The following is an 18,743-nucleotide window of genomic DNA, read 5'->3' as shown; positions in this document are numbered from 1 at the left end:
GGTTGTGTCAGACCACGCCGAGGCGGGCCATCAGATCGGCGTCGACACCGTCGAGCTGCTGGCTGACTGCGTTGTGGGCCGTCCGGCGATTCGCCGTCGGCATGTGCTCGGCAGCCGTTACCGCCGCGGAAAGGTCGGCAAGCCGATCCGTCATGGCGGCGACGAACTGTTTGGTCTCGGCGTCTTTCGGCTTCTTGTCGGCCACCTGCCGCAATGTCTGCTCGGCGCTGGCGATGCGGGCCGACAGCTGCGCACCGTGGCCGGAGAACTGGCCGAGCTGACTGAGCGGAACCCCAAGCCGGTCGGCACGGCGCTGGTCCAGGAATCCCCGGCCAGCCATCGCGGCCCGATAGGCCAGCGGCACCGCGATCGGAGCCAACAGCCGGGTCACCGTGAGGGTCCGGCGAATGCGCGCCGGCGCAAGCAGCCTGCCGTCGCGCACCGCTTTGAGCTCTGTCTCAGCAACCTTGAGCGCGGTCCTGTCGCTCTCCCGCTGTGCGCGTAGTTGCGCCTTCAGCGCCCTGGTCTCCGCCTTGTGTGCGGCCTTCATGCGGCGGTTCTCGTTCTTCGCCGCGAGCTTGGCTTCCAGCTTCGCCTTGGCCTTGATGGCACGGGCCTCAGCTCGCCGAGTAGCGCGGCTTTTCCGCGGGGTGAACAGGCCCATCCGGCCGCCTTCCGGTCGTCTCGTCGACATTTCCGATCTTCGTGTCTGAGATCGCGCAGTACAACACTATCGCCCGCTGCTGCGACCGCGCCTTGGCACGTCCCGGTACGTGCGCAGTTCCATGCACTAGCAAACGTGTTGACCGGATTGTGCGACAATCGCCGCAACCGTAAAAGGTGTTCGGACGTCGTGATGACAGGGGGTGACCGGGTGGCCTCCCGTGTGCGTGTCGCCGCGTCGGCCTGTCTCGTCGCGTCTGGCCTGTTCATGGCCGGTGCCGGCGGCGCCATAGCGCTTGCGGATCCCGGCCACGGCTATGGCCGTCAGGACCGCTCGGACGACAGCAGGGGTGACGACTCGATCGGCGACATGGTGCGTCACGCGTTCGGCTTCGGCGACGGCAACGACCAGAAGACGTCTGAGCCGGCGGGACAAGGGCCGCAGACCCGCTGGGGCAACGGCAGGCAAGGCCAGTATCCGGGCGGGAAGGATCCATCGGAGACAGGAACCTCTCCGACGCAAGATTGGCCGACGAAAGAATCAACGACGAAGCCGTGCCCAGAACCCACGAAACCCACCGAACCTCCGGGTGATCCCCGGCCGAATCCGCCGCAGAGCACGGGAGGTGGCGGCGGCGCCATCCAGCAGCTTCCGCATTTCAAGCCGCCGGCGGTCCCCCCCATACAGCTGCCCGACGAACTGAAGCCGAACCAGCCTGGCGTGGCAGGCGCACCCGCTGTCCTCGACGCCGGTGCGGGTATCGCCGCGGCAGCACCTGTCGGTGCGGCGCCCATCGCGTTACCGGTGATCGTCGTGCCGCCGCTCGCTCTTCCCGGAGTCGCGGGCGGCGCCGGGTCGGGTGGCGGTGCGTCGGCGGGGGTTCCTCCTGTCGCCCCGCGAGCCGTGACCGCCCAACCGCCCGCCGAACGCGTCCCGCCACCCGCGAGTGTGGGCAGCAATGTCGCGGCGCCGAATTCGTCGTACCGGATCGGCTACACCGAGTATCTGCGAACGGCCGGATTGCCGCAGGTCGCGGCCCTGGCCGTGCCGGGACTCGTCGGGATCATGGTGCTTACGGGTGCCGGTGGATTGTTGGGGTTCAGGCAAGCAAAAGCGGGCCACGCCGTGCATGTCAGTGGCTCGGCACGTTTCATCAGGTAGTACTGCAATCTGGCCCCTCAACCGGGGTGGGCAGCGCATAGTGGAACTGTTCGAAGGGGGGTTGTATGCCAGCGAGTCGTCGCGTTACGCGCGCAGTCAGTGACGTGCTGGATCTCGCCCCGCGACGCGGGGAGATCTCCCTGCCTCGCCTGGTCGACGCCGTCAGCGGGCACCGTCAGAGGGCCATCGAGCTGAAGATGTCGGACCTGCCGCCCGGGGTGTGCGGACAGTGGCGGCAGTACGCCGACCGCGACGTCTTCCTGATCCAGAAGGGTCTACCGGCGTGGGACCGGACCCTGGCCCACGAACTAGGTCACTTGGTCCTCGGCCACGAGGGCATTCCGGTCGTCCAAGCCGCCCGCGCGGAGACGGAATTCGCCAGTTCGGACCTGATCGGATACATGCTCAACCAACGCACCGGTTGCATGGGCCCGAGCGGTGAAGACGCCGAGCAGGAAGCCGAGGATTTCGCGGCTCTGCTCATCTACCGCCTTGGCAGGCTGCCCTCCGACCGCTCCTCGATCGTGCAGGTTCGGCTCGGAGAGGCGTTTGGTTGATCATCTGGGTGATCGCCGGTCTTCTGGGACTTGCGACAGGCCTGCGAATCGGTTGGGCCCTGGTCAATAAGCAGTCCCTGGTCAGTACCGCCATGATCCTGGCGCTCGGCAGTCTCGGAATGGTGGCGGCGCTCAACTGGCAACCGCTGACCCTGCTGCTGGACACGCTGCTGCACTGGCCGAACATCTCGATGGGTTTGAGCCAGGTCGCGCTGATCGGCTGCGCAGCGGGCAGCTGCGTGATGATCACGACGGTTTCGTCGCCGCGTAAGCCCGCCATCCTCCGGCGAATCGCGCTGTGGCAGTACGGCGTCGCCGTGGCCATCGCCGTCGCCACCATGGTGGCCTTCTTCGCGGCCGGCCGTCAGCAGGAGATGTCGCCGGAGGAGTACCTGAGACGCAACCTGGGCTCCAACGGCCTGGCGTTGTCGTGGCTGCTTCCACTGCTGTACGTGCTCCTGGCGCTGACGTTGGTGTCATGGGCTGGCATGCGGCATTCGAATCGCACACGGCGGGGCAGGGCGCTGTTCGTGTTCACCATCGGCATCGTGCTGATCGTGCTTGCCAGCGCGTTCTTCTTCCTGCGCGCGGTGGGCACCACACAGTTCGTCGGCGTCGGCGCGGCGGCGACGCTGCTGGGCTGCGCGATGTTGGTGGTGGCCGCAGGCTCACTGCTGCCAAGCGTCGAGGACTGGTTCGGCGCGCGCCGAGAGCTGCGAACCATCCAGCCGTTGCTCGACGAACTCGGCCAGCGCCATCCCGACGTCGGCATCGGAGTGCGCCCGCGTGGGCCGCTGGTTTTCCGGGTGGCCGAGCGGATGTCGCTGATTTCCGACGCGCTGTTTCTCGAGGCAACGACGGCAGACGCCGCGCTACGCCATCACGTCGATGCCGCCGGGGCATCGGCGGAACACGACCTGGAGCACGGGGTCGCCGATCTGTCAGACTTCGGTACACCCGATGTGAAGCCTGAGGAACAGGCGCGTGCCATCGCGGAGTGGATCTATGCTGGGCGCGGCGAAACCGATGTGGAAACTAAGCGAGCCATGTTCCCGGGTCTGGGATGGTTGCGCCAACCGACCACGTACTCCGACCGGGAGTGGATTCTTACCATCGCCAAGCAGTACCGGCAGCTCGACAGGGCGGGTGTCGCAGCCGCCTCCTGATGGAGGATCGCCGATTACTTCGCCGGGTGCCGCAATGCGGCTGCCCGCGGGCTAATCGTCGAGGTGTTCCTGACGACGCAACTCATCGACTTTCTGGACGATGTCGTGCTGCGCCTCTACGGACAGGCCGACCGTCCTCGCCGCAATACGGCGGACGCCCTCGTCACGCATATTGGCGAGCCACGTCAATTCCTTGTCGAGCTTCTCGTAGTACTCGTCGTCGGTGAAGTACGCCGGCTTGATACGAAAGAAGTTGGCAAGGGCCGCCATGGTCGCTGCCGAGGGATTCGTACGGTTGCCTGAACGCAGCTGAGACAGGTACGGAGCCGACATGGTGATGCCCTCCGACTTGAGGGCGGCGATCACCTCAGCCGACGTGTGCGGACCACGCCCCGGCGGGTAGACCGTGTCGAACAGGCGGTTTAAGCGGGCGGAGAACGTCTTGCTCATCGATTTGACCTCCACGAGATGGCAGAGCGGTTTACTTAGGCGGCGTATTTGCTGACCATCGTAGCGAGACTTGTGCCAACAACCAAGTGCAAACCGCGTAAAAGTTGACCCGGCTTTTTCCTCGAGGGGCTCGAAACGGCGGTAAGCAGCATGTTTAGACCATATCGCACCGATGTCTCACGGTGTGGTCGGGCAAATTTTGACGGATACGTCGCAATTCCTTAGCTCAGAGGCTTCCGACCACTGTCTTTCCGCAAGCCAACGGGTCGGCGGGCAACCAGCGCAGCGGCCGCCGGAGCGGATACCGGTGTTTGCTGAATTCGTGTGCTCGCGGATCCCCTCCCGACGGAGCGCGGTCGGCTCCCAGGCGCGGAATTGCCAGCATCGAGTCGGGTGGCGCCGGGCGACGGTTCCAGCGGAGCGGGCGGCCAATCCCGCCTCGCCGGGGTCAAGCAGCCAGGAGCATGGCCAGGATCGCCGTATCGGGATCGCTGATCGGATCGATGCCGACGCGACTCACCATCGACGTGACCGTTCCGTCGGACTCGGCCTCCACCCACGCGGCCCGGTGTTCGAGGCCCAGGTGTGGAAGTCCCGGCAGCAGGACGCAGCCAGAGGCGGCACCGGAGCATTCGGGCAGCGACGGGGTGGTCTCCGAGGGGGGATGCAGCATGAGGAGCGCAGGAGGTTGGTGATCGGCGAAATGCCCTGGCGGCACGGCGTTCTCACCGACGACGGTGCCCTCGGCTACCACCAGTCCGACTGTGCCCGGCTCGGGTGAATCCGGCAGCTCCTCGCGGGCCCCGAAAATCGTTGTGGTCGAGAGTAATCCAGGAAAAGAGGCGACTCGGACGGCGACCCGCAACACCTGCGCCCACTCTTTGGTGGAATCCGGCCAACGGCCCGACACCACGAACCCCCTCAGCGTCCCCCGCGAATGGAAGGGGGCGATTTCGATCGCCCGACCGGACCCCGTCTCCATCTCGCCTCCGCGACTTCGTGTTCGGACGCCTGCCCGACACTCCACTGGGTCGATCCGCTCAGCATGGGCCAGCAACGCCTGGCGCGCAAGACGACACGGGTGCTAACGGTCGACTTTCGCCTTGGCTGTCCACAGCACGCGGTACGAGCCTGCCGCGGGAACCCAACCGAATTCGTGAGAGTCGGCCGCACCTGCGGCCCGCGGATTGTCGGAGCGGGCTTCGAATATCGCGCGGCGTCTCGAGCCGTGCACGTCGCCGACGCGTTTCACCAGCCAGCGCGTGGACTTCCGCGGATCGGGGAACACCCGCAGCTGGCCGCGCCGCACCCGTCCCCCGCGCATCGCGAGGAGCCCATCACCCGGGCGCAGCGCCGGTCGCATCGAGTCCTCGGCGACCCGGAACGTTCTCAGCGGCCAGTCCCGATGCGGATGGTTATCGCGCATCCGCTGAGGGTAGGTTAAAACCATGCTTGATCGACTTTTCTCCAACGCCACAGAAGCCCATGCCCACTGCGACCTGTACTGCGGTGTCTACGATCCGGCTCAGGCCAAGATCGAGGCGCTGTCGTGCCTGAAGACGCTCAAGAAGTTCCACGACTCAGACGACGACCACTTCCGCACCCGCGCGATCCTCATCAAGGAGCAGCGCGCCGAGGAGGTTAAGCACCACCTGATGGTGCTGTGGGCCGACTTCTTCACCAAGGATCACTTCGAGCAGTTCCCCAACCTGCACCAGCTGTTCTGGGACGGCGTGCACGGCGCGGGCGATGTGAAGAAGTCGACGGATGTCGCGGTGGCCGAGAAGCTTCTCAAGACGATCGACGAGATCGCCGATATCTTCTGGCAGACCGACAAGTCCAAGGACATGGGCGTGTACCCGCCCGCCTGAGACTGTCGAAAAGGACGGCCCTGGATCTCTGCTGTGAGACCAGGGCCGTTTTTCGTATGTCAGAACAGAACGATGAGGGCGAGGATGCCCAACAGCACGAGCGCGATCAGACCGGCGCGTATGCAGGCCATCAACTGGCCCCGCGTGTAGGCGTGAGTCGACGAATGCCACTCCGATGTGGCCGTGGATCCGGTTCCGTATGGATGCGACGTCAACTGATCCCCCTGACCTGCACGTTCAACTACCCCACCCCCGTGAGTTCTGTCACAGCTGTTGCTGTGACGCCGATCATAGCCCTTCGAAAGGCGTGGCCGAAATCGGGTCGGCTCAGCAAAGGTTAGAGCGCCAATCGATTTAGCTCGCGACCGGCTGGTCTGTTGATCACTGTTCAATAACGACGCCAGGTTATCCACAGGACCGCTCAGGAATCACACAGTTTCGGGCGCTCAGGCATGCTTTCCGGCTCCGACGGCCTGTGGATAAACCTGTGGAAACTGTGGATAGCTCTACATTGCTGCTTGACGCGTGTCGACAAAGCTCGCCTCGTAGCATGAGGGCATGAGCGTCCAGCAAGTAGACGTGTCCGACGTTCCGACGACCTTCGGCGAGTCGGTCGTGCTGCTCGACGTTCGGGAGGACGACGAGTGGCAACGCGGCCACGCCGCCGGGGCGCAGCACATTCCCATGGGCGAGGTGCCCGCGCGGCTGGCCGAGATTGATCCAGGCGCGACGTTGTTCGTGGTCTGCCATCTCGGCGGTCGCTCGATGCGAGTGGCCCAATACTTGGCGCAGAACGGCTATGAACCGCGCAATGTCAGCGGCGGCATGCAGGCATGGGTCGAGGCGGGCCGGTCCGTCGTGACCGACACCGGCGGCACAGGCATCGTCTGAGCAACCCTCGCTAGGCTGGTCGGATGATCCAGGTGTGTTCCCGCTGCGGCACGCGGTGGAATGTGCGCGACCGCCAGCGTGCCTGGTGTCCGCGATGCAACGGCACCCTGCTCGCGCCGTCCGCCGCGCCTGCACCGCCGTCACCGTCGCCGTCGCAATGGAGCGTGCGTCCGACCGCACCGGCCGTACGTCCGAACGGGCAGGTCGCGCAGAAGGCGACGCCGCGGCTCCCCGCGGGATACCGCTGGATCGCGGTTCGTCCAGGTTCCGCGCCACCGGCCCGTCGGCGGCAACGCAATCTCGGTCCGACCCCGCGATATGGGGCGGTACCGCGCTGGGGTCTGGTCGAGCGATTCGATGCCGCCGAATCCGAGCAGCACATCCACCCGCGCAGCGGACCGTCGATCACCGCTCTGCGCACCACCCTGGTCGCGACCATCGCCGCGCTCGGCCTGGCTGCGCTCGTTCACATCGTGCGATACGCGCTGCTCATCATCAACCGCGACGTGCTGCTGAATCCGGTGGTGGCGTGGGCGGCGACGTGGTTCGGAATCGTGATCAGCGTCGCGGCCCTGTTCCTGCTGTTCGCCAGCTTCGTTATGCTGACGAACTGGCTGATCGCCCGGCGGTCGTTGGCTTTCAAACACGTTGGGCGCCAAGAACATCGACCGCTGTGGGCGTTACGTGCCGGATGTCTGGTGCCGCTGGCGAACTTGGCATGGGCACCTGTCTTCGTCCTCGAACTGGCCAGCGTCGAGGACAAGCTCGACCGCCTTCGCCGACCGATCGCGGTGTGGTGGACGGTATGGGTGCTGTCCACCGCGGTGTCGCTGTTCGCCATCGCGACCAGCTTCACCAGCGATGCCCAGGGCATCGCCGACAACACGGTGACGACGATCGTCGGCTACCTGATCGCGACCGCGACGATGGTCCTGATGGGCAAGGTCCTGATGGCGTTCGAGCGCAGGCCGGTCGAGAAACCGGCCAAACGTTGGGTGATCGTCGCCGATGAATCTTCCGCCGATTCCGGCGTTCCGGTTGAGGCGCAAGGCCGAAACCCGGCAGCATAGCCCTATGAACTCGGGCGACGCCGGAGCCGGCGAAGGGTTCGGGGTCGGGCATCCGTTCGTGGTGGCCCACCGGGGTGCCTCGGCGGACCGTCCTGAGCACACGCTGGCGGCCTACGAGCTTGCTCTGCAGGAGGGCGCCGACGGTGTGGAATGCGACGTCCGGCTGACCAAGGACGGCCATCTGGTGTGTGTGCACGACCGTCGGGTGGACCGCACGTCCAATGGCACCGGCCTGGTCGGCGAGATGTCGCTGGCGGAACTGATGGCCTTGGATTACGGCTCCTGGCATTCCAGCTGGCGCCCCGACGGCTCGCAGGGCGACACCGGGCTGCTGACCCTCGACGACCTTGTGTCGCTGGTGCTGGACTGGCACCGGCCGGTGAAGATCTTCATCGAGACCAAGCACCCGGTGCGCTACGGCGCGCTGGTCGAAAGCAAGGTGCTGGCGCTGCTGCACCGCTACGGCATCGCATCGCCCGCGTCGGCGGCCCTGTCGCGAGCTGTGGTGATGTCGTTTTCGGCGGCCGCGGTCTGGCGGATCAGGCGCGCGGCGCCGATGCTGCCCACCGTCCTGCTCGGCGAGACGTCCCGGTTCCTCGGCGGAAGCGCAGCCACCACCGTCGGTGCCACTGCCGTCGGGCCGTCGATCGCGACGCTGCGCGAGCATCCCGAACTCGTCGACCGCGCGGCGGCGCAGGGCCGTGCGCTGTATTGCTGGACCGTCGACCACTACGAGGACGTCCGATACTGCCGCGAGCTCGAGGTGGCGTGGGTAGCCACGAATCATCCTGGGCGGACCAAGGATTGGCTCCAGAACGGGCTGACCGGGGCGGGCCGCGACTAGCGGATTGCGCCGGCGTCGAGCACATCCTGCGGAACGGGCTTGTCCGCTTTGAGCGCCGCGAACAACTGGTCGGCGACGTTGGAGTCCCAGACCACGACCGAACCCGAGTCGCTGACGGTGAACTCACCGATCGGGACGGTGGTGGTGTTGACGTCGCCGTTCAGTGCCCACGCCAACCGGGCGAGGTCCCAGATGTGTGCGTCGGAATCGACGGTCAGCGAGTCGGCCGCCGCGTTGGCCACTGGGTACCAGCGAAGCGGGTTCAGCCAGACGGCCGGGCCGGCGGCTCGATGCATCAGTGTCGACATGAACTGACGCTGGTTGACCATCCGGTCCAGGTCGGCGCGTGGGGTAGCACGGGTGCGCACATAGCCGAGCGCGTTGCGGCCGTCCAGCTTCTGGCAGCCCGCAGGAAGGTCGATACCGGCGAGCGGGTCGGAGATCGGCTCTGGCGGACACATCGTCACGCCGCCGACGGCGTCGACGAGCCGTGCGAATCCGTCGAACTCGACCTCGGCGTAGTGGTCGAGGCGCAGCCCCGTCGCCTGCTCGACGGTTTGGGCCAGCAGCGCGGCACCTCCGACGGCGAACGACGCGTTGATCTTGTCGGTGCCGTAGTCGGGGATCTCCACATAGGAGTCCCTGGGGATGGAAACCATCGTGGTCGGGGCATCCGACCACGGGGCGGGCATGTGCACAAGCATGATCGTGTCGGTGTGCCCGTTGCCGATGTCGCCGCCGGTGCCGAGTTCGGCCTGCTGCTCGGGGCTGAGTCCCTGCCTGCTGTCGGAGCCGACAAGCAGCCATGTGGTGCCCTTGCCCTCGGCAGGCCGGTCGGCGTAGTCGGCCAGCGCCGGGACGCGGTGCAGTTTGGTGTCGACCCAGAACGCCGTGCCCAATACGCCGACGACGGCCAGGATCATCACCGCGAACAGCGTCGAGACGACGCGACGCACGCGACGCTTGGGCTTGGCGGGCCGGGTGGGCGGCGGCGGTTGGCGCACAACAGGATTCGGTGGCCGATAGGACGGCGGCGGTGGCGGCTGGTAGCGCGGTCGAGGCGGCGTCGGCGGATTGGGCGGCCATGGAGGCGGAGGTCGGTTCGGGTCGCGCCTGATCACCTGCGACGGTTCGCGCCGCCGAGGTGGCGGAGGCCGTCGGTCGCCGTTCACAAAAGAAATGTACGCGGGCGTCTCACGTGAGCCAGCTCAGATGGCTCGCCAACAGGAGGTAGCCGACGAACGCCACCGAGTCGATCACGCCGTGCGCGATGACCAGCGGCCACAACCGGCCGGTGCGCTGCCAGGCGTAGCCGAACACCAGGCCCATCGCGGCGTTGCCGAGGCCCGCGCCCCAGCCTTGGTAGAGGTGGTACGCGCCGCGCAGCACGCTGGTGGCCACCAGCGCGACGACAGGGTGCACCCGCAGTTGCTGCAGTCGGGTGAGCAGAAACCCGACGACGACGACCTCTTCTGCCCAGCCGTTGGCGAAGGCGATGAGGATCAGCACGGGGATGTGCCACCAGGAGTTCGCATGCGTCGACGGCACCACCGACACGCTCAAGCCAAGTTCGCGCGCCGCGACGTACAGGCCGAGGCCCGGCAGGCCGATCAGCGCGGCGAGGCCGAGCCCGCCGAGCACATCGGGGCGAAGGCGGATGCGGCCCAGCCCGATCTTCGACAACCCGATTCCGCTGCGCCACAGCAGGTATACGCCGAGCGCGCCCCACGCCACGAGCTGCGCGACCCGGGCCAGGTTCAGCCCGAGGTTGATCAGATCGAACGGGGACAGTCGAGGGTTGAGCGCAACGGTCTGTTTCGAGAGGTTGAGCAGGATCGCCTCGATGAGGTCGAGGATCGAGGTGTAGGCGCTGAGCCCGAAGGTCACCGCGAGTACGACGGCGATCTCGATGCGCAGCGCGCGCCGGTCGGCCAAGGGCTGCTCCGCGGGCGCACTCACCGGAGCCAGGCTAGCGGCCCCTTGCCCGAAGCCCGTTCAGGAAGGGGCATCCCATCAGGATTCGAATCGCCTGGCTGAGTCCGGTGACGTCGTCGACGGGCTTGGCGAACGCCAACCGGACGTCGTGATCGCCTTCGTCGTTCTCCACGCGCAGCCGCACGCCGTACCGGTCGAGCCCAAGCGGACGCACGCGTCCGCGCCGCAGCGCGTTCGGCAGCCGGTCGGCCAGCCGGTCGATGACGTCGCGATGGGCGATCTCGAGATGCTGCAACCAGCAGTACTCCATGCCGCAGAACGGGTCGGGGCGGGCCGCCAACAGAGCGCTGACGCCGACCGCCTCCGCCCCTGTCGAGTCGGCGACGACGACAGATTCCACTTCGAGCAGGAGCAGGGTGAGGCGAGGGTCTGCGTCGACGTTGTCGGTGGAGTTCACTTGCAGGAGTGCGGGATTGGGGTCCGCGGCGGCAATCAGGTCGAGAAGTCCATGCAGTTGCGTCACCGGTACGGCCTGCAACCGGCCCCGGATCCACACCAGCGACCGCACCGGTTCTCGCAGCGGCAGAGGAGAGTAGTCGGTCATCTCGAGCACCGCGGGCACACCGGCGGTCCCCGCGCCGACCGACATGCCCGCGACGAGGCCGTCGACGGGAACCGTGATGGCGAACGAGCCGTCATCGAGAAGGTGCTGCACCGCGCTCGCGATCGGATCGACACCCTCGATCGCCAGCATCGCCCCACCCGCCCGCGCACACGTGCTGCGGATGCGCTCGGCCGTCGTCGGTGCTGTCCTCGCTGCCGGTGCTGCCATGCGTCGCCTTCCGTAGATAAGGTGACCCTAACTTAGCGAGCCCTAACCTGGCGGGCAAGACGCACCGAACCGATAGGGTTGAACCGTGCCGCGCATCGCCTACCTCGGACCCGAAGGGACCTTCACAGAAGCGGCGATGCTCCGCATCACAGAGAACGGGATGGTGCCCGATAGCGGCCCATCCGACGAGTTCACCCCGCTCCCCGAGAACAGCACCAGCGCGGCGCTGGCCGCCGTGCGTTCCGGCGACGCCGACTACGCGTGCGTGCCGATCGAGAACTCGATCGAGGGGTCGGTGCTTCCGACGCTGGACAGCCTCGCGACCGGCCCGGAGCTCCAGGTCTTCGCCGAGCTGACGCTCGACGTCGCATTCACGATCGTGGTGCGCTCGGGCACCACCGCGGCGGACGTCGGCTCGGTCGCGGCGTTCCCCGTCGCCAGCGCTCAGGTACGCAACTGGCTGGCCAACAACGTTCCGAACGCGAGGTTGATACCGGCCAACTCGAACGCTGCAGCGGCCAGCGATGTCGCCGACGGCCGCGCCGACGCGGGCGTGAGCACCGCGCTGGCGGCGCAGCGGTACGGGCTGACCGCACTGGCATCCGACGTCGTCGACGAACCCAACGCGAGGACCCGCTTCGTGCTGGTGGGTCCGCCAGGGCCGCCGCCACCGAGAACCGGCGCGGACCGCACGTCGGTGGTACTGCGACTGGACAACGTTCCCGGTGCGCTGGTCTCGGCGATGACCGAGTTCGCGATCCGCGACATCGATCTGACCCGTATCGAATCTCGGCCCACCCGAAGAGAGTTGGGCACCTACATCTTCTTCCTCGACTGCGTCGGGCACATCGAGGATGACGTCGTCGCCGAGGCACTCAAAGCGCTTCACGATCGTTGCACCGATGTGCGCTATCTGGGGTCATGGCCGAGGGACGGCAACCGATGAGCGGCAGGCTGGTGTTGGTTCGCCACGGCCAGTCGGTCAGCAACGTCGACCGCAGGCTCGATACCCGCCCGCCCGGCAGGGAGCTCACCGATCTGGGCCGGGAACAGGCGCGCGCGTTCGCAAAGAACTGGCGCCACGACATCGGGATGGTCGCGCATTCGGTCGCGCTGCGTGCCACGCAGACGGCCGCCGAGATCGGCGGCGAGCTGAACCTGGACCCGCACGAGCTCGACGGCATCCACGAGGTTCAGGTCGGCGAGTTGGAGGACCGTAACGACGACGCGGCCGTCGAGGAGTTCACCGCCGTCTACAAGCGATGGCATGAGGGTGAGCGGGATCTGCGGATGCCCGGCGGCGAATCAGCGACGCAGGTGCTTGCCCGGTATGTGCCGGTGATCACGCAGCTACGGATGCGCTATCTCGATGACGACGCGTGGCACAAAGACATCGTCGTCGTCAGCCACGGCGCGGCGATCCGGCTGGTGGCCGCCACGTTGGCGGGTGTGGATGGAAGTTTCGCCCTCGACCATCACCTGCCCAACACCGAATCCGTTGTGCTGACGCCGATCACCGACGGGCGGTGGAGCTGCCTGCAATGGGCGGCCGACAAACCGCCGTTCTATCCCGAGCCCGACGTTCACCCGGTCTCCGACGCCCTGTCCTCGGCCGACCCCATGGGCTGAGCGCAGGCGCAGCCGATCGCTTCGCAATCGATGGTGAACGCGTGCACGACCTCGGCCGTGACGCAGCCGTCCTCCGTGCACTCCGTCCACTGCAGAGCGTGATGGATGACGGTGCCGTGGCAGTGGTCGAGTTCGGTTCGACACCCCCGACAATCGCTGTCCATGGCCCGTTCATAGCACCAACGGCGGACAATTCGCGGATGCCGCGCTCAGGTGGTCGCGGTTAAGCCCAGCCGAGTTCGTGCAGGCGGTCGTCATCGATGCCGAAGTGGTGAGCGATCTCGTGGATGACGGTGATGGCAACCTCGTCAACGACCTCGTCCTGCGTTTGGCAGACATCGAGAAGGGCGTCGCGATAGATCGTGATCGTGTCAGGAAGCGAACCGGCGTACCAGGAGTCGCGTTCGGTCAGCGCGACGCCCTGATACAGCCCCAACAGATCGGGCTCGTCGGCGTTGCGGCTCTCGACGAGCACCACGACGTTGTCGATCGCCGAGGCCAGGTCGGGCGGGATCAGATCAAGGGCGTCGCCCACCAGCTCCTCAAACCGTTGCGGGCTCATCCGCACGGTCACCGGGCTACGCCCCGGGCGGGGGTGGAATAACGGGTTCGGCGGGCGGCGGGCCGGGTGCAGGCCCAGGTGCGGGTCCTTGCGCCGGAGCCGGCTGATCCGGCGGCGGAGCCGGAGCCCCCGCGGCGGGCGGTGCAGGCGCATCCGCGGGCGGAGGCCCGTTCATGAAGTTGTTGCCGTCGGCAGGTGGTGCGTCGCTGGCCGGCGCCGCAGGCGTCTGCGCCGCTGTACCCGGGGTCTGCTGGCCGTGCTGGTTGGCCTGGGTCTGTTGAGTCGACTGGCTGGACTGGCCGGATTGGCTCGACCCGCTCTGGTCGTAACCGCTGCTGCTCTGGCTCGACGCCGACATGTCGGGCATCGGGATCGGCGGGAAGTTCAGCCGCTCCTCGGGGATGTCCGGCGGCGGGATCGGCGGCTGCCCGTTGATCTGCAGCGGCCCCCGCGCGCTGTTGAGCAACGTCGACCAGCCGCCGTTGCCAAGCGTGGCGCCGATGCTGCACGACACCTGGTGGCTACCCGCCGACCAGCTGGGTAGCGAGATCGTGCTGTAGATCAGCGTGAGCGTGGTGCTCCGCAACTGGATGGGAGCGAGGTAGGCGTCGGTCATCCGGGTACACGCGTCCTTGATGAACGCATCCTGTTCCGGTTCGGGCGGCAACCCGGCGGGGAACTTCTCGGCGACGTTGACGGCGCCGGTCACCTCCATGGCGTGCGGCCCCGCGCAGTCGACCGGAATGTCGGTGGGCTGGTTGGTGGACGGGTCGATGCCAAGACACGTTCCGGCGGGCCAGACCTTGGACTGGTCGATATCGGCGACCTTGCCCTGGAATGCGAGTTGCGAGTTGTTCACGCCTGGCAGTTGCACGCCGCACAGCATGCGGCGCTCGCCCGACTGGCGCCACGCCTTGTCGCCTGCCCACATCATGCTCACGGTGAACCGGCTGTTGGGATCGAAGTGCTCACCGAGGTAGCGGCGCACCGCGACCTGGCACTGCTCCTGGCTGATCTGCTGAATGCGCGACGGCGACGGCGGTGCGGCGTCGGGTCCGTACTCGCTGCCCGGGAAGGTCCGCATGTCCACCGACTCCGCGACCTCGAAGCGGTGCTCGCCCTTGCAGTCGACGACCTCGGCCGCATCCGGGTTGCGTTCCGGCCAGTTCAGGCAGTCACCGCTCTTGGACTTGCTGAAGGTCTCCGCACCGCGCAGACCCAGGGTTATCGCGCCAGGGGTGATCGGGCCGTCGCCACGCGGCATCGCGGTCAGCACGCCCGCGATCAGAAGCCCGCCGAGTGCGGTCAGCAGAAGCACGCGGCGGGTGGATGTAGCGTGCAGACTGCGCCACCACGCCACCTTCGGAGTGTGGTGTCCTGCCTCGTCGGCGGTCAATTCGACCCGCTCGGGTGCATCCAACATCCGCTCCATTGTGACAGGCGTGGCGGGGGCTGTGACAAGAGAGGCAGATGTAACGTTATGTGGTTGTGCTGCCGACGGTAGGGTGGCCGCCGTGATCGACCTCAAACTGCTGCGCGAAAACCCGGATGCGGTGCGCGCGTCACAGCGCGCCCGCGGTGAGGATCCCGGACTTGTCGACGCCCTGTTGAAGGCCGACACCGCCCGCCGGGCCGCCGTTTCGGCCGCCGACAATCTGCGTGCCGATCAGAAGGCGGTAAGCAGAGAGGTGGGCGCCGCGTCGAAGGAGGACCGGCCTGCGGTGCTGGCCCGGGCGAAGGAACTCGCCGAAAAGGTCAAGGCCGCAGAGTCCGAGCAGTCGAATGCCGAGAAGGCGTTCAGCGCGGCTCATATGGCGATATCCAACGTGATCATCGACGGCGTTCCCTCGGGCGGCGAAGACGACTTCGTCGTGCTCGACACCGTCGGCGAGCCGCCTGCGATCGTCGACCCGAAAGACCATGTCGCCCTTGGTGAGTCACTCGGGCTTTTCGACCTGGAGCGCGGCGCGAAGGTCTCGGGAGCACGCTTTTACTTCCTCACCGGATACGGCGCGCTGCTGCAACTGGGCCTTATGCAACTCGCGGTTCGGTTGGCGACCGACAACGGCTTCACGCTCGTCATCCCGCCTGTACTGGTTCGGCCGGAGATCATGGAGGGCACCGGATTCCTCGGCGCGCACAGCGAGGAGGTGTATCGGCTCGAGGGCGACGACCTCTACCTCGTCGGTACCTCCGAGGTGCCGCTGGCCGGCTATCACTCCGACGAGATCCTGGACCTGTCAGAGGGCCCGCTGAGGTATGCCGGGTGGTCGTCGTGCTTTCGGCGCGAAGCCGGCAGCCACGGCAAGGACACCCGCGGGATCATCCGTGTGCATCAGTTCGACAAGGTCGAGGGATTCGTCTACTGCAAGCCGGAGGACGCGGCCGCCGAACACGACCGCCTGCTCGGTTGGGAACGCCAGATGCTGGCGAACATCGAGGTGCCCTACCGCGTGATCGACATCGCCGCGGGCGACCTGGGGGCGTCAGCAGCGCGCAAATACGACTGCGAGGCCTGGGTACCGACCCAGCAGACCTACCGCGAGCTGACGTCGACATCGAACTGCACGACGTTCCAGGCCCGCCGCCTCGCGACCCGCTACCGCGACGAGAACGGCAAACCGCAGACCGCCGCGACGCTGAACGGGACGCTGGCGACCACCCGCTGGTTAGTAGCAATTCTGGAGAATCACCAGCGGCCCGACGGCAGTGTGCGGGTGCCTCCCGCGCTGGTGCCCTATGTCGGAACCGAAGTGCTCGAGCCGCGGAAGTAGCGAATTGCGCCGATCGGCGCCACCGGAAGTCGTACGCTCCGCCGTATGAGCGGCAGCCATCTCGCCGACATGGACCTCTGGGTCCGCGGTCTCGAAAGTGTGCTCATCGAAAAGGGTTACGTCGATCCCGCGGCCCTCGACGCGATCATCGAGTTCCACGAAACTCGCATCGGTCCGCGCAACGGGGCCCGCGTGGTCGCCCGCGCATGGGTCGATCCGCAATTCAACAACTGGCTTCTTCGCGACGCCACCGCAGCGATCGCGTCGCTCGGGTATGGAGGGCGCCAGGGCGAGCACATGGTCGCGGTCGCCAACACGCCGCAACTGCACAACCTGGTGGTGTGCACATTGTGCAGTTGCTACCCGTGGCCGGTCCTCGGGTTGCCGCCGAACTGGTACAAGAGTGCGCCGTATAGGTCGCGCGCCGTGCGAGATCCGCGCGGTGTGTTGTCGGAGTTCGGAGTGGTCTTGGATGCCGGGACAGAGATCCGGGTGTGGGACTCGACGGCGGAAGTCCGCTACCTGGTGGTACCGATGCGTCCAGCCGGCACCGAGGGGTTGGACGAGGAGTCGTTGGCGGCTCTGGTCACGCGCGATTCGATGATCGGCACCGGCCTCGCTGGTGTCACCTCCGCGGCATGACGGGCGAGTACATCAGCCACGCCGATCTCGGAGGTCGGCCGTTGACGGGCGTCATCGCGCCGGAACCCGAAGCCGTGCCTTGGCATGCGGAATGGGAGCGCCGGGTGCTGGCTCTCGTGCTGGCGATGGGCGCAACGGGCGAATGGAACCTGGACATGAGTCGCTCCGCTCGCGAGACCCTCCCCGACTACTCCCAGCGCAGCTACTGGGCAGTGTGGGCAGGGGGACTGTCCGCGTTGCTGGCCGAACGGGAACTGGTTTCCGCCGAGGAAGTCGCCGCGGGACGATCGCTTCAGCCTTCTCGGCCGCTGGCGAGGAAGCTGCTGGCACGCGATGTTCCCAATGCGCTGGCGCGCGGCGCGCCGACCGAGCGACCTGCGAGGACCGATCCATTGTTCACCGTGGGCCAGCGGGTACGTACGCGTGCGCGTGCGGTGCCACATCACACTCGGCTGCCGGGCTACGCGCGCGGCAAAACCGGACGAATCGAGCGGGTCAACGGGGTGCACGTGTTCGCTGACGCCAATGCCAGCGGCAATGGTGAACAACCGCAGTGGCTCTACACCGTCGCGTTTCGCGCGCCGGACCTCTGGGCCGATGGTGACCCGGGGTTGACGGTGTCAGTCGATGCCTGGGAACCCTACCTACGAAGTGTATGAACAGCGCCGACGTACCGGTATTCGAAGAGCCGTGGGAAGCCAGGGCTTTCGCCATCGCGGTCGCATTGCATGAGCGCGGTGCGTTCACCTGGTCCGAATGGGCCGAGAAGCTCGGCACGCGGATAGCAAGTGCGGAACCGCCTGTCGATGGGCACGGTTACTACCGGCACTGGCTCAACGCGCTCGAGGACATTCTCGTCTCGAAGGGCGTCATGACCGCGGACGAAACAGCGCGATGGCGCGAAGCGTGGCGACGGGCGGCGATCCGAACTCCACACGGCAGCCCGATCGAAGTGCGGACGGAGGACTTCTAACCAGCCGGCAGCCCGTCGAGCTTGGCGAGAAGCTCGAGCCTCGATGGAGGTTTCCCCGATTCGCCGCCGGGTACCGCAGGGGTGATCCCGGCGTGAGGAGACCCGTCCATGCGAGCAATGGTGTACCGCGGCCCGTACAAGATACGGGTGGAGGAGAAGGACATTCCCTCCATCGAGCATCCCAACGATGCGATAGTGCAGGTGCAACTGGCTGCGATCTGCGGCTCGGATCTGCATCTGTACCACGGCATGATGCCCGACACCCGGGTCGGCATGACCTTCGGCCACGAGTTCATCGGCGTCGTGCACGAGGTCGGGCCGTCGGTGCGCAACCTGAAACCCGGTGACCGCGTCATGGTGCCGTTCAACGTCTACTGCGGGTCGTGCTACTTCTGCGCCCGCGGCCTGTACTCCAACTGCCACAACGTCAATCCGAACGCGACGGCAGTCGGCGGGATCTACGGCTACTCCCACACCTGTGGCGGTTACGACGGGGGGCAGGCGGAGTTCGTGCGCGTTCCGTTCGCCGATGTCGGCCCGTCGCTCATCCCCGACTGGATGTCCGACGAGGACGCGCTGATGTGCACCGACGCGCTGGCGACCGGATACTTCGGCGCCCAGTTGGGCGATATCGTCGAAGGTGACGTCGTCGCCGTGTTCGGCGCCGGACCGGTCGGCCTCTACGCCGCGAAGTCCGCGTGGCTGATGGGCGCGGGCCGGGT

24 protein-coding genes and 1 pseudogene are annotated in these 18,743 nt (G+C 66.8%); 14 read left to right on the top strand and 11 right to left on the bottom strand.

Annotated elements, in window-relative coordinates; all coding sequences use genetic code 11:
• Window positions 1–7: 7 nt before the first annotated feature.
• On the bottom strand, window positions 8–664 hold the full coding sequence (locus QOJ24_RS24670; protein ID WP_526265990.1) for a DUF6474 family protein: 657 nt from the start codon (window positions 662–664) through the stop codon (window positions 8–10).
• A gap of 192 nt (window positions 665–856) precedes the next feature.
• Here QOJ24_RS24670 and QOJ24_RS24665 point away from each other — a divergent pair, with 192 nt between their 5' ends.
• From QOJ24_RS24665 to QOJ24_RS24655, 3 genes are all read left to right on the top strand, one after another.
• Window positions 857–1,825, top strand: a complete 969-nt coding sequence (locus QOJ24_RS24665; RefSeq protein WP_526265967.1) for a hypothetical protein — start codon at window positions 857–859, stop codon at window positions 1,823–1,825.
• Window positions 1,826–1,890: 65 nt separating this feature from the next.
• Entirely contained in the window at window positions 1,891–2,382 is a 492-nt protein-coding gene (locus QOJ24_RS24660) for an ImmA/IrrE family metallo-endopeptidase (RefSeq protein WP_526265966.1), read from the top strand.
• On the top strand, window positions 2,379–3,548 hold the full coding sequence (locus QOJ24_RS24655; protein ID WP_526265965.1) for a hypothetical protein: 1,170 nt from the start codon (window positions 2,379–2,381) through the stop codon (window positions 3,546–3,548). The genes QOJ24_RS24660 and QOJ24_RS24655 overlap by 4 nt, the downstream gene beginning before the upstream one ends.
• A gap of 51 nt (window positions 3,549–3,599) precedes the next feature.
• Here QOJ24_RS24655 and QOJ24_RS24650 read toward each other — a convergent pair whose 3' ends face one another.
• From QOJ24_RS24650 to QOJ24_RS24640, 3 genes are all read right to left on the bottom strand, one after another.
• Window positions 3,600–3,998, bottom strand: a complete 399-nt coding sequence (locus tag QOJ24_RS24650; RefSeq protein WP_526265964.1) for a transcriptional regulator — start codon at window positions 3,996–3,998, stop codon at window positions 3,600–3,602.
• Window positions 3,999–4,446: 448 nt separating this feature from the next.
• Window positions 4,447–4,980 (bottom strand): peptidase, encoded by a 534-nt coding sequence (locus QOJ24_RS24645; protein ID WP_526265963.1) that lies wholly within the window; start codon window positions 4,978–4,980, stop codon window positions 4,447–4,449.
• A gap of 102 nt (window positions 4,981–5,082) precedes the next feature.
• The gene (locus QOJ24_RS24640; RefSeq protein WP_526265962.1) at window positions 5,083–5,424 is read right to left on the bottom strand and encodes a S26 family signal peptidase; all 342 of its coding nucleotides are present in this window, start codon (window positions 5,422–5,424) and stop codon (window positions 5,083–5,085) included.
• 22 nt (window positions 5,425–5,446) lie between these two features.
• Between QOJ24_RS24640 and sodN the strand changes: the two genes are divergently transcribed.
• On the top strand, window positions 5,447–5,869 hold the full coding sequence (gene sodN / locus QOJ24_RS24635) for a superoxide dismutase, Ni (protein WP_526265961.1): 423 nt from the start codon (window positions 5,447–5,449) through the stop codon (window positions 5,867–5,869).
• A gap of 59 nt (window positions 5,870–5,928) precedes the next feature.
• Here sodN and QOJ24_RS24630 read toward each other — a convergent pair whose 3' ends face one another.
• Window positions 5,929–6,084 (bottom strand): hypothetical protein, encoded by a 156-nt coding sequence (locus QOJ24_RS24630; RefSeq protein WP_526265960.1) that lies wholly within the window; start codon window positions 6,082–6,084, stop codon window positions 5,929–5,931.
• Between the two features lie 343 nt (window positions 6,085–6,427).
• Here QOJ24_RS24630 and QOJ24_RS24625 point away from each other — a divergent pair, with 343 nt between their 5' ends.
• From QOJ24_RS24625 to QOJ24_RS24615, 3 genes are read left to right on the top strand one after another with little or no spacing between them, the layout of a single operon-like run.
• Window positions 6,428–6,760: a rhodanese-like domain-containing protein gene (locus QOJ24_RS24625; protein WP_526265959.1), complete on the top strand. Its 333-nt coding sequence runs from the start codon at window positions 6,428–6,430 to the stop codon at window positions 6,758–6,760.
• Window positions 6,761–6,783: 23 nt separating this feature from the next.
• Window positions 6,784–7,830: a DUF4328 domain-containing protein gene (locus QOJ24_RS24620; protein ID WP_526265958.1), complete on the top strand. Its 1,047-nt coding sequence runs from the start codon at window positions 6,784–6,786 to the stop codon at window positions 7,828–7,830.
• A gap of 4 nt (window positions 7,831–7,834) precedes the next feature.
• Window positions 7,835–8,674, top strand: coding sequence for a glycerophosphodiester phosphodiesterase (locus QOJ24_RS24615; protein ID WP_526265957.1), 840 nt, complete (start codon window positions 7,835–7,837; stop codon window positions 8,672–8,674).
• On the opposite strand, the gene QOJ24_RS24610 is transcribed toward QOJ24_RS24615, so the two are convergent.
• The 3 genes from QOJ24_RS24610 to QOJ24_RS24600 all read right to left on the bottom strand — a co-directional run bounded on the left by QOJ24_RS24610 (window position 8,671) and on the right by QOJ24_RS24600 (window position 11,441).
• The gene (locus QOJ24_RS24610; RefSeq protein ID WP_526265988.1) at window positions 8,671–9,597 is read right to left on the bottom strand and encodes an LCP family protein; all 927 of its coding nucleotides are present in this window, start codon (window positions 9,595–9,597) and stop codon (window positions 8,671–8,673) included. The genes QOJ24_RS24615 and QOJ24_RS24610 overlap by 4 nt on opposite strands.
• 271 nt (window positions 9,598–9,868) lie before the next feature.
• Entirely contained in the window at window positions 9,869–10,633 is a 765-nt protein-coding gene (locus tag QOJ24_RS24605; protein ID WP_526265956.1) for a CPBP family intramembrane glutamic endopeptidase, read from the bottom strand.
• Between the two features lie 10 nt (window positions 10,634–10,643).
• Entirely contained in the window at window positions 10,644–11,441 is a 798-nt protein-coding gene (locus tag QOJ24_RS24600) for a DUF2470 domain-containing protein (protein ID WP_526265955.1), read from the bottom strand.
• Between the two features lie 85 nt (window positions 11,442–11,526).
• Here QOJ24_RS24600 and pheA point away from each other — a divergent pair.
• Both pheA and QOJ24_RS24590 read left to right on the top strand, forming a co-directional pair.
• Window positions 11,527–12,369, top strand: a pseudogene (gene pheA / locus QOJ24_RS24595) (prephenate dehydratase); the annotation flags it as partial.
• Window positions 12,370–12,383: 14 nt separating this feature from the next.
• On the top strand, window positions 12,384–13,070 hold the full coding sequence (locus QOJ24_RS24590; RefSeq protein WP_526265987.1) for a histidine phosphatase family protein: 687 nt from the start codon (window positions 12,384–12,386) through the stop codon (window positions 13,068–13,070).
• Here QOJ24_RS24590 and QOJ24_RS24585 read toward each other — a convergent pair.
• Genes QOJ24_RS24585 through QOJ24_RS24575 form a run of 3 tightly spaced genes read right to left on the bottom strand, consistent with a single transcriptional unit; the run spans window position 13,025 to window position 15,064 of the window.
• Window positions 13,025–13,234 carry a hypothetical protein gene (locus QOJ24_RS24585; protein WP_526265954.1) on the bottom strand — a complete coding sequence of 70 codons (210 nt, stop codon included), beginning with the start codon at window positions 13,232–13,234 and terminating at the stop codon, window positions 13,025–13,027. The two genes, QOJ24_RS24590 and QOJ24_RS24585, sit on opposite strands and share 46 nt — an antisense overlap.
• 59 nt (window positions 13,235–13,293) lie before the next feature.
• Complete coding sequence (locus QOJ24_RS24580) at window positions 13,294–13,644, bottom strand: metallopeptidase family protein (RefSeq protein WP_526265953.1); 351 nt, start codon at window positions 13,642–13,644, stop codon at window positions 13,294–13,296.
• 4 nt (window positions 13,645–13,648) lie between these two features.
• Window positions 13,649–15,064 carry a septum formation family protein gene (locus QOJ24_RS24575; RefSeq protein ID WP_526265952.1) on the bottom strand — a complete coding sequence of 472 codons (1,416 nt, stop codon included), beginning with the start codon at window positions 15,062–15,064 and terminating at the stop codon, window positions 13,649–13,651.
• Between the two features lie 82 nt (window positions 15,065–15,146).
• Here QOJ24_RS24575 and serS point away from each other — a divergent pair, with 82 nt between their 5' ends.
• The 5 genes from serS to QOJ24_RS24550 form a co-directional block, all read left to right on the top strand.
• A complete protein-coding gene (gene serS / locus QOJ24_RS24570; RefSeq protein ID WP_526265951.1) occupies window positions 15,147–16,406 on the top strand; it encodes a serine--tRNA ligase in 1,260 nt (419 codons plus the stop codon).
• 45 nt (window positions 16,407–16,451) lie between these two features.
• Window positions 16,452–17,048, top strand: a complete 597-nt coding sequence (gene nthA / locus QOJ24_RS24565) for a nitrile hydratase subunit alpha (RefSeq protein WP_526265950.1) — start codon at window positions 16,452–16,454, stop codon at window positions 17,046–17,048.
• Window positions 17,045–17,707: a nitrile hydratase subunit beta gene (gene nthB, locus QOJ24_RS24560; protein ID WP_526265949.1), complete on the top strand. Its 663-nt coding sequence runs from the start codon at window positions 17,045–17,047 to the stop codon at window positions 17,705–17,707. The genes nthA and nthB overlap by 4 nt, the downstream gene beginning before the upstream one ends.
• Complete coding sequence (locus QOJ24_RS24555) at window positions 17,704–18,021, top strand: nitrile hydratase accessory protein (RefSeq protein WP_526265948.1); 318 nt, start codon at window positions 17,704–17,706, stop codon at window positions 18,019–18,021. The genes nthB and QOJ24_RS24555 overlap by 4 nt, the downstream gene beginning before the upstream one ends.
• 108 nt (window positions 18,022–18,129) lie before the next feature.
• Window positions 18,130–18,743: alcohol dehydrogenase catalytic domain-containing protein (locus QOJ24_RS24550; protein WP_526265947.1), on the top strand; the 614-nt coding region annotated here is incomplete at its 3' end.

Origin of the sequence: Mycobacterium sp. (assembly GCF_032159775.1) — a bacterium.
Classification (GTDB): Bacteria; Actinomycetota; Actinomycetes; order Mycobacteriales; family Mycobacteriaceae; genus Mycobacterium.
The sequence above is the reverse complement of the archived record's forward strand: the minus strand, read 5'-3'. Positions and strand labels throughout refer to the sequence as shown.

Excerpts from the sequence above, each read along its gene's own strand:
- QOJ24_RS24645 (WP_526265963.1), bottom strand. The coding sequence starts at position 4,980 with ATGGAGACGGGGTCCGGTCGGGCGATCGAAATCGCCCCCTTCCATTCG.
- nthA (WP_526265950.1), top strand. The coding sequence starts at position 16,452 with ATGAGCGGCAGCCATCTCGCCGACATGGACCTCTGGGTCCGCGGTCTC.
- QOJ24_RS24660 (WP_526265966.1), top strand. The coding sequence starts at position 1,891 with ATGCCAGCGAGTCGTCGCGTTACGCGCGCAGTCAGTGACGTGCTGGAT.
- QOJ24_RS24610 (WP_526265988.1), bottom strand. The coding sequence starts at position 9,597 with ATGATCCTGGCCGTCGTCGGCGTATTGGGCACGGCGTTCTGGGTCGAC.
- QOJ24_RS24625 (WP_526265959.1), top strand. The coding sequence starts at position 6,428 with ATGAGCGTCCAGCAAGTAGACGTGTCCGACGTTCCGACGACCTTCGGC.
- QOJ24_RS24590 (WP_526265987.1), top strand. The coding sequence starts at position 12,384 with ATGAGCGGCAGGCTGGTGTTGGTTCGCCACGGCCAGTCGGTCAGCAAC.
- QOJ24_RS24650 (WP_526265964.1), bottom strand. The coding sequence starts at position 3,998 with ATGAGCAAGACGTTCTCCGCCCGCTTAAACCGCCTGTTCGACACGGTC.
- QOJ24_RS24575 (WP_526265952.1), bottom strand. The coding sequence starts at position 15,064 with ATGGAGCGGATGTTGGATGCACCCGAGCGGGTCGAATTGACCGCCGAC.
- QOJ24_RS24670 (WP_526265990.1), bottom strand. The coding sequence starts at position 664 with ATGGGCCTGTTCACCCCGCGGAAAAGCCGCGCTACTCGGCGAGCTGAG.
- nthB (WP_526265949.1), top strand. The coding sequence starts at position 17,045 with ATGACGGGCGAGTACATCAGCCACGCCGATCTCGGAGGTCGGCCGTTG.
- sodN (WP_526265961.1), top strand. The coding sequence starts at position 5,447 with ATGCTTGATCGACTTTTCTCCAACGCCACAGAAGCCCATGCCCACTGC.
- QOJ24_RS24585 (WP_526265954.1), bottom strand. The coding sequence starts at position 13,234 with ATGGACAGCGATTGTCGGGGGTGTCGAACCGAACTCGACCACTGCCAC.
- QOJ24_RS24665 (WP_526265967.1), top strand. The coding sequence starts at position 857 with ATGACAGGGGGTGACCGGGTGGCCTCCCGTGTGCGTGTCGCCGCGTCG.
- QOJ24_RS24615 (WP_526265957.1), top strand. The coding sequence starts at position 7,835 with ATGAACTCGGGCGACGCCGGAGCCGGCGAAGGGTTCGGGGTCGGGCAT.
- QOJ24_RS24600 (WP_526265955.1), bottom strand. The coding sequence starts at position 11,441 with ATGGCAGCACCGGCAGCGAGGACAGCACCGACGACGGCCGAGCGCATC.
- QOJ24_RS24555 (WP_526265948.1), top strand. The coding sequence starts at position 17,704 with ATGAACAGCGCCGACGTACCGGTATTCGAAGAGCCGTGGGAAGCCAGG.
- QOJ24_RS24640 (WP_526265962.1), bottom strand. The coding sequence starts at position 5,424 with ATGCGCGATAACCATCCGCATCGGGACTGGCCGCTGAGAACGTTCCGG.
- QOJ24_RS24620 (WP_526265958.1), top strand. The coding sequence starts at position 6,784 with ATGATCCAGGTGTGTTCCCGCTGCGGCACGCGGTGGAATGTGCGCGAC.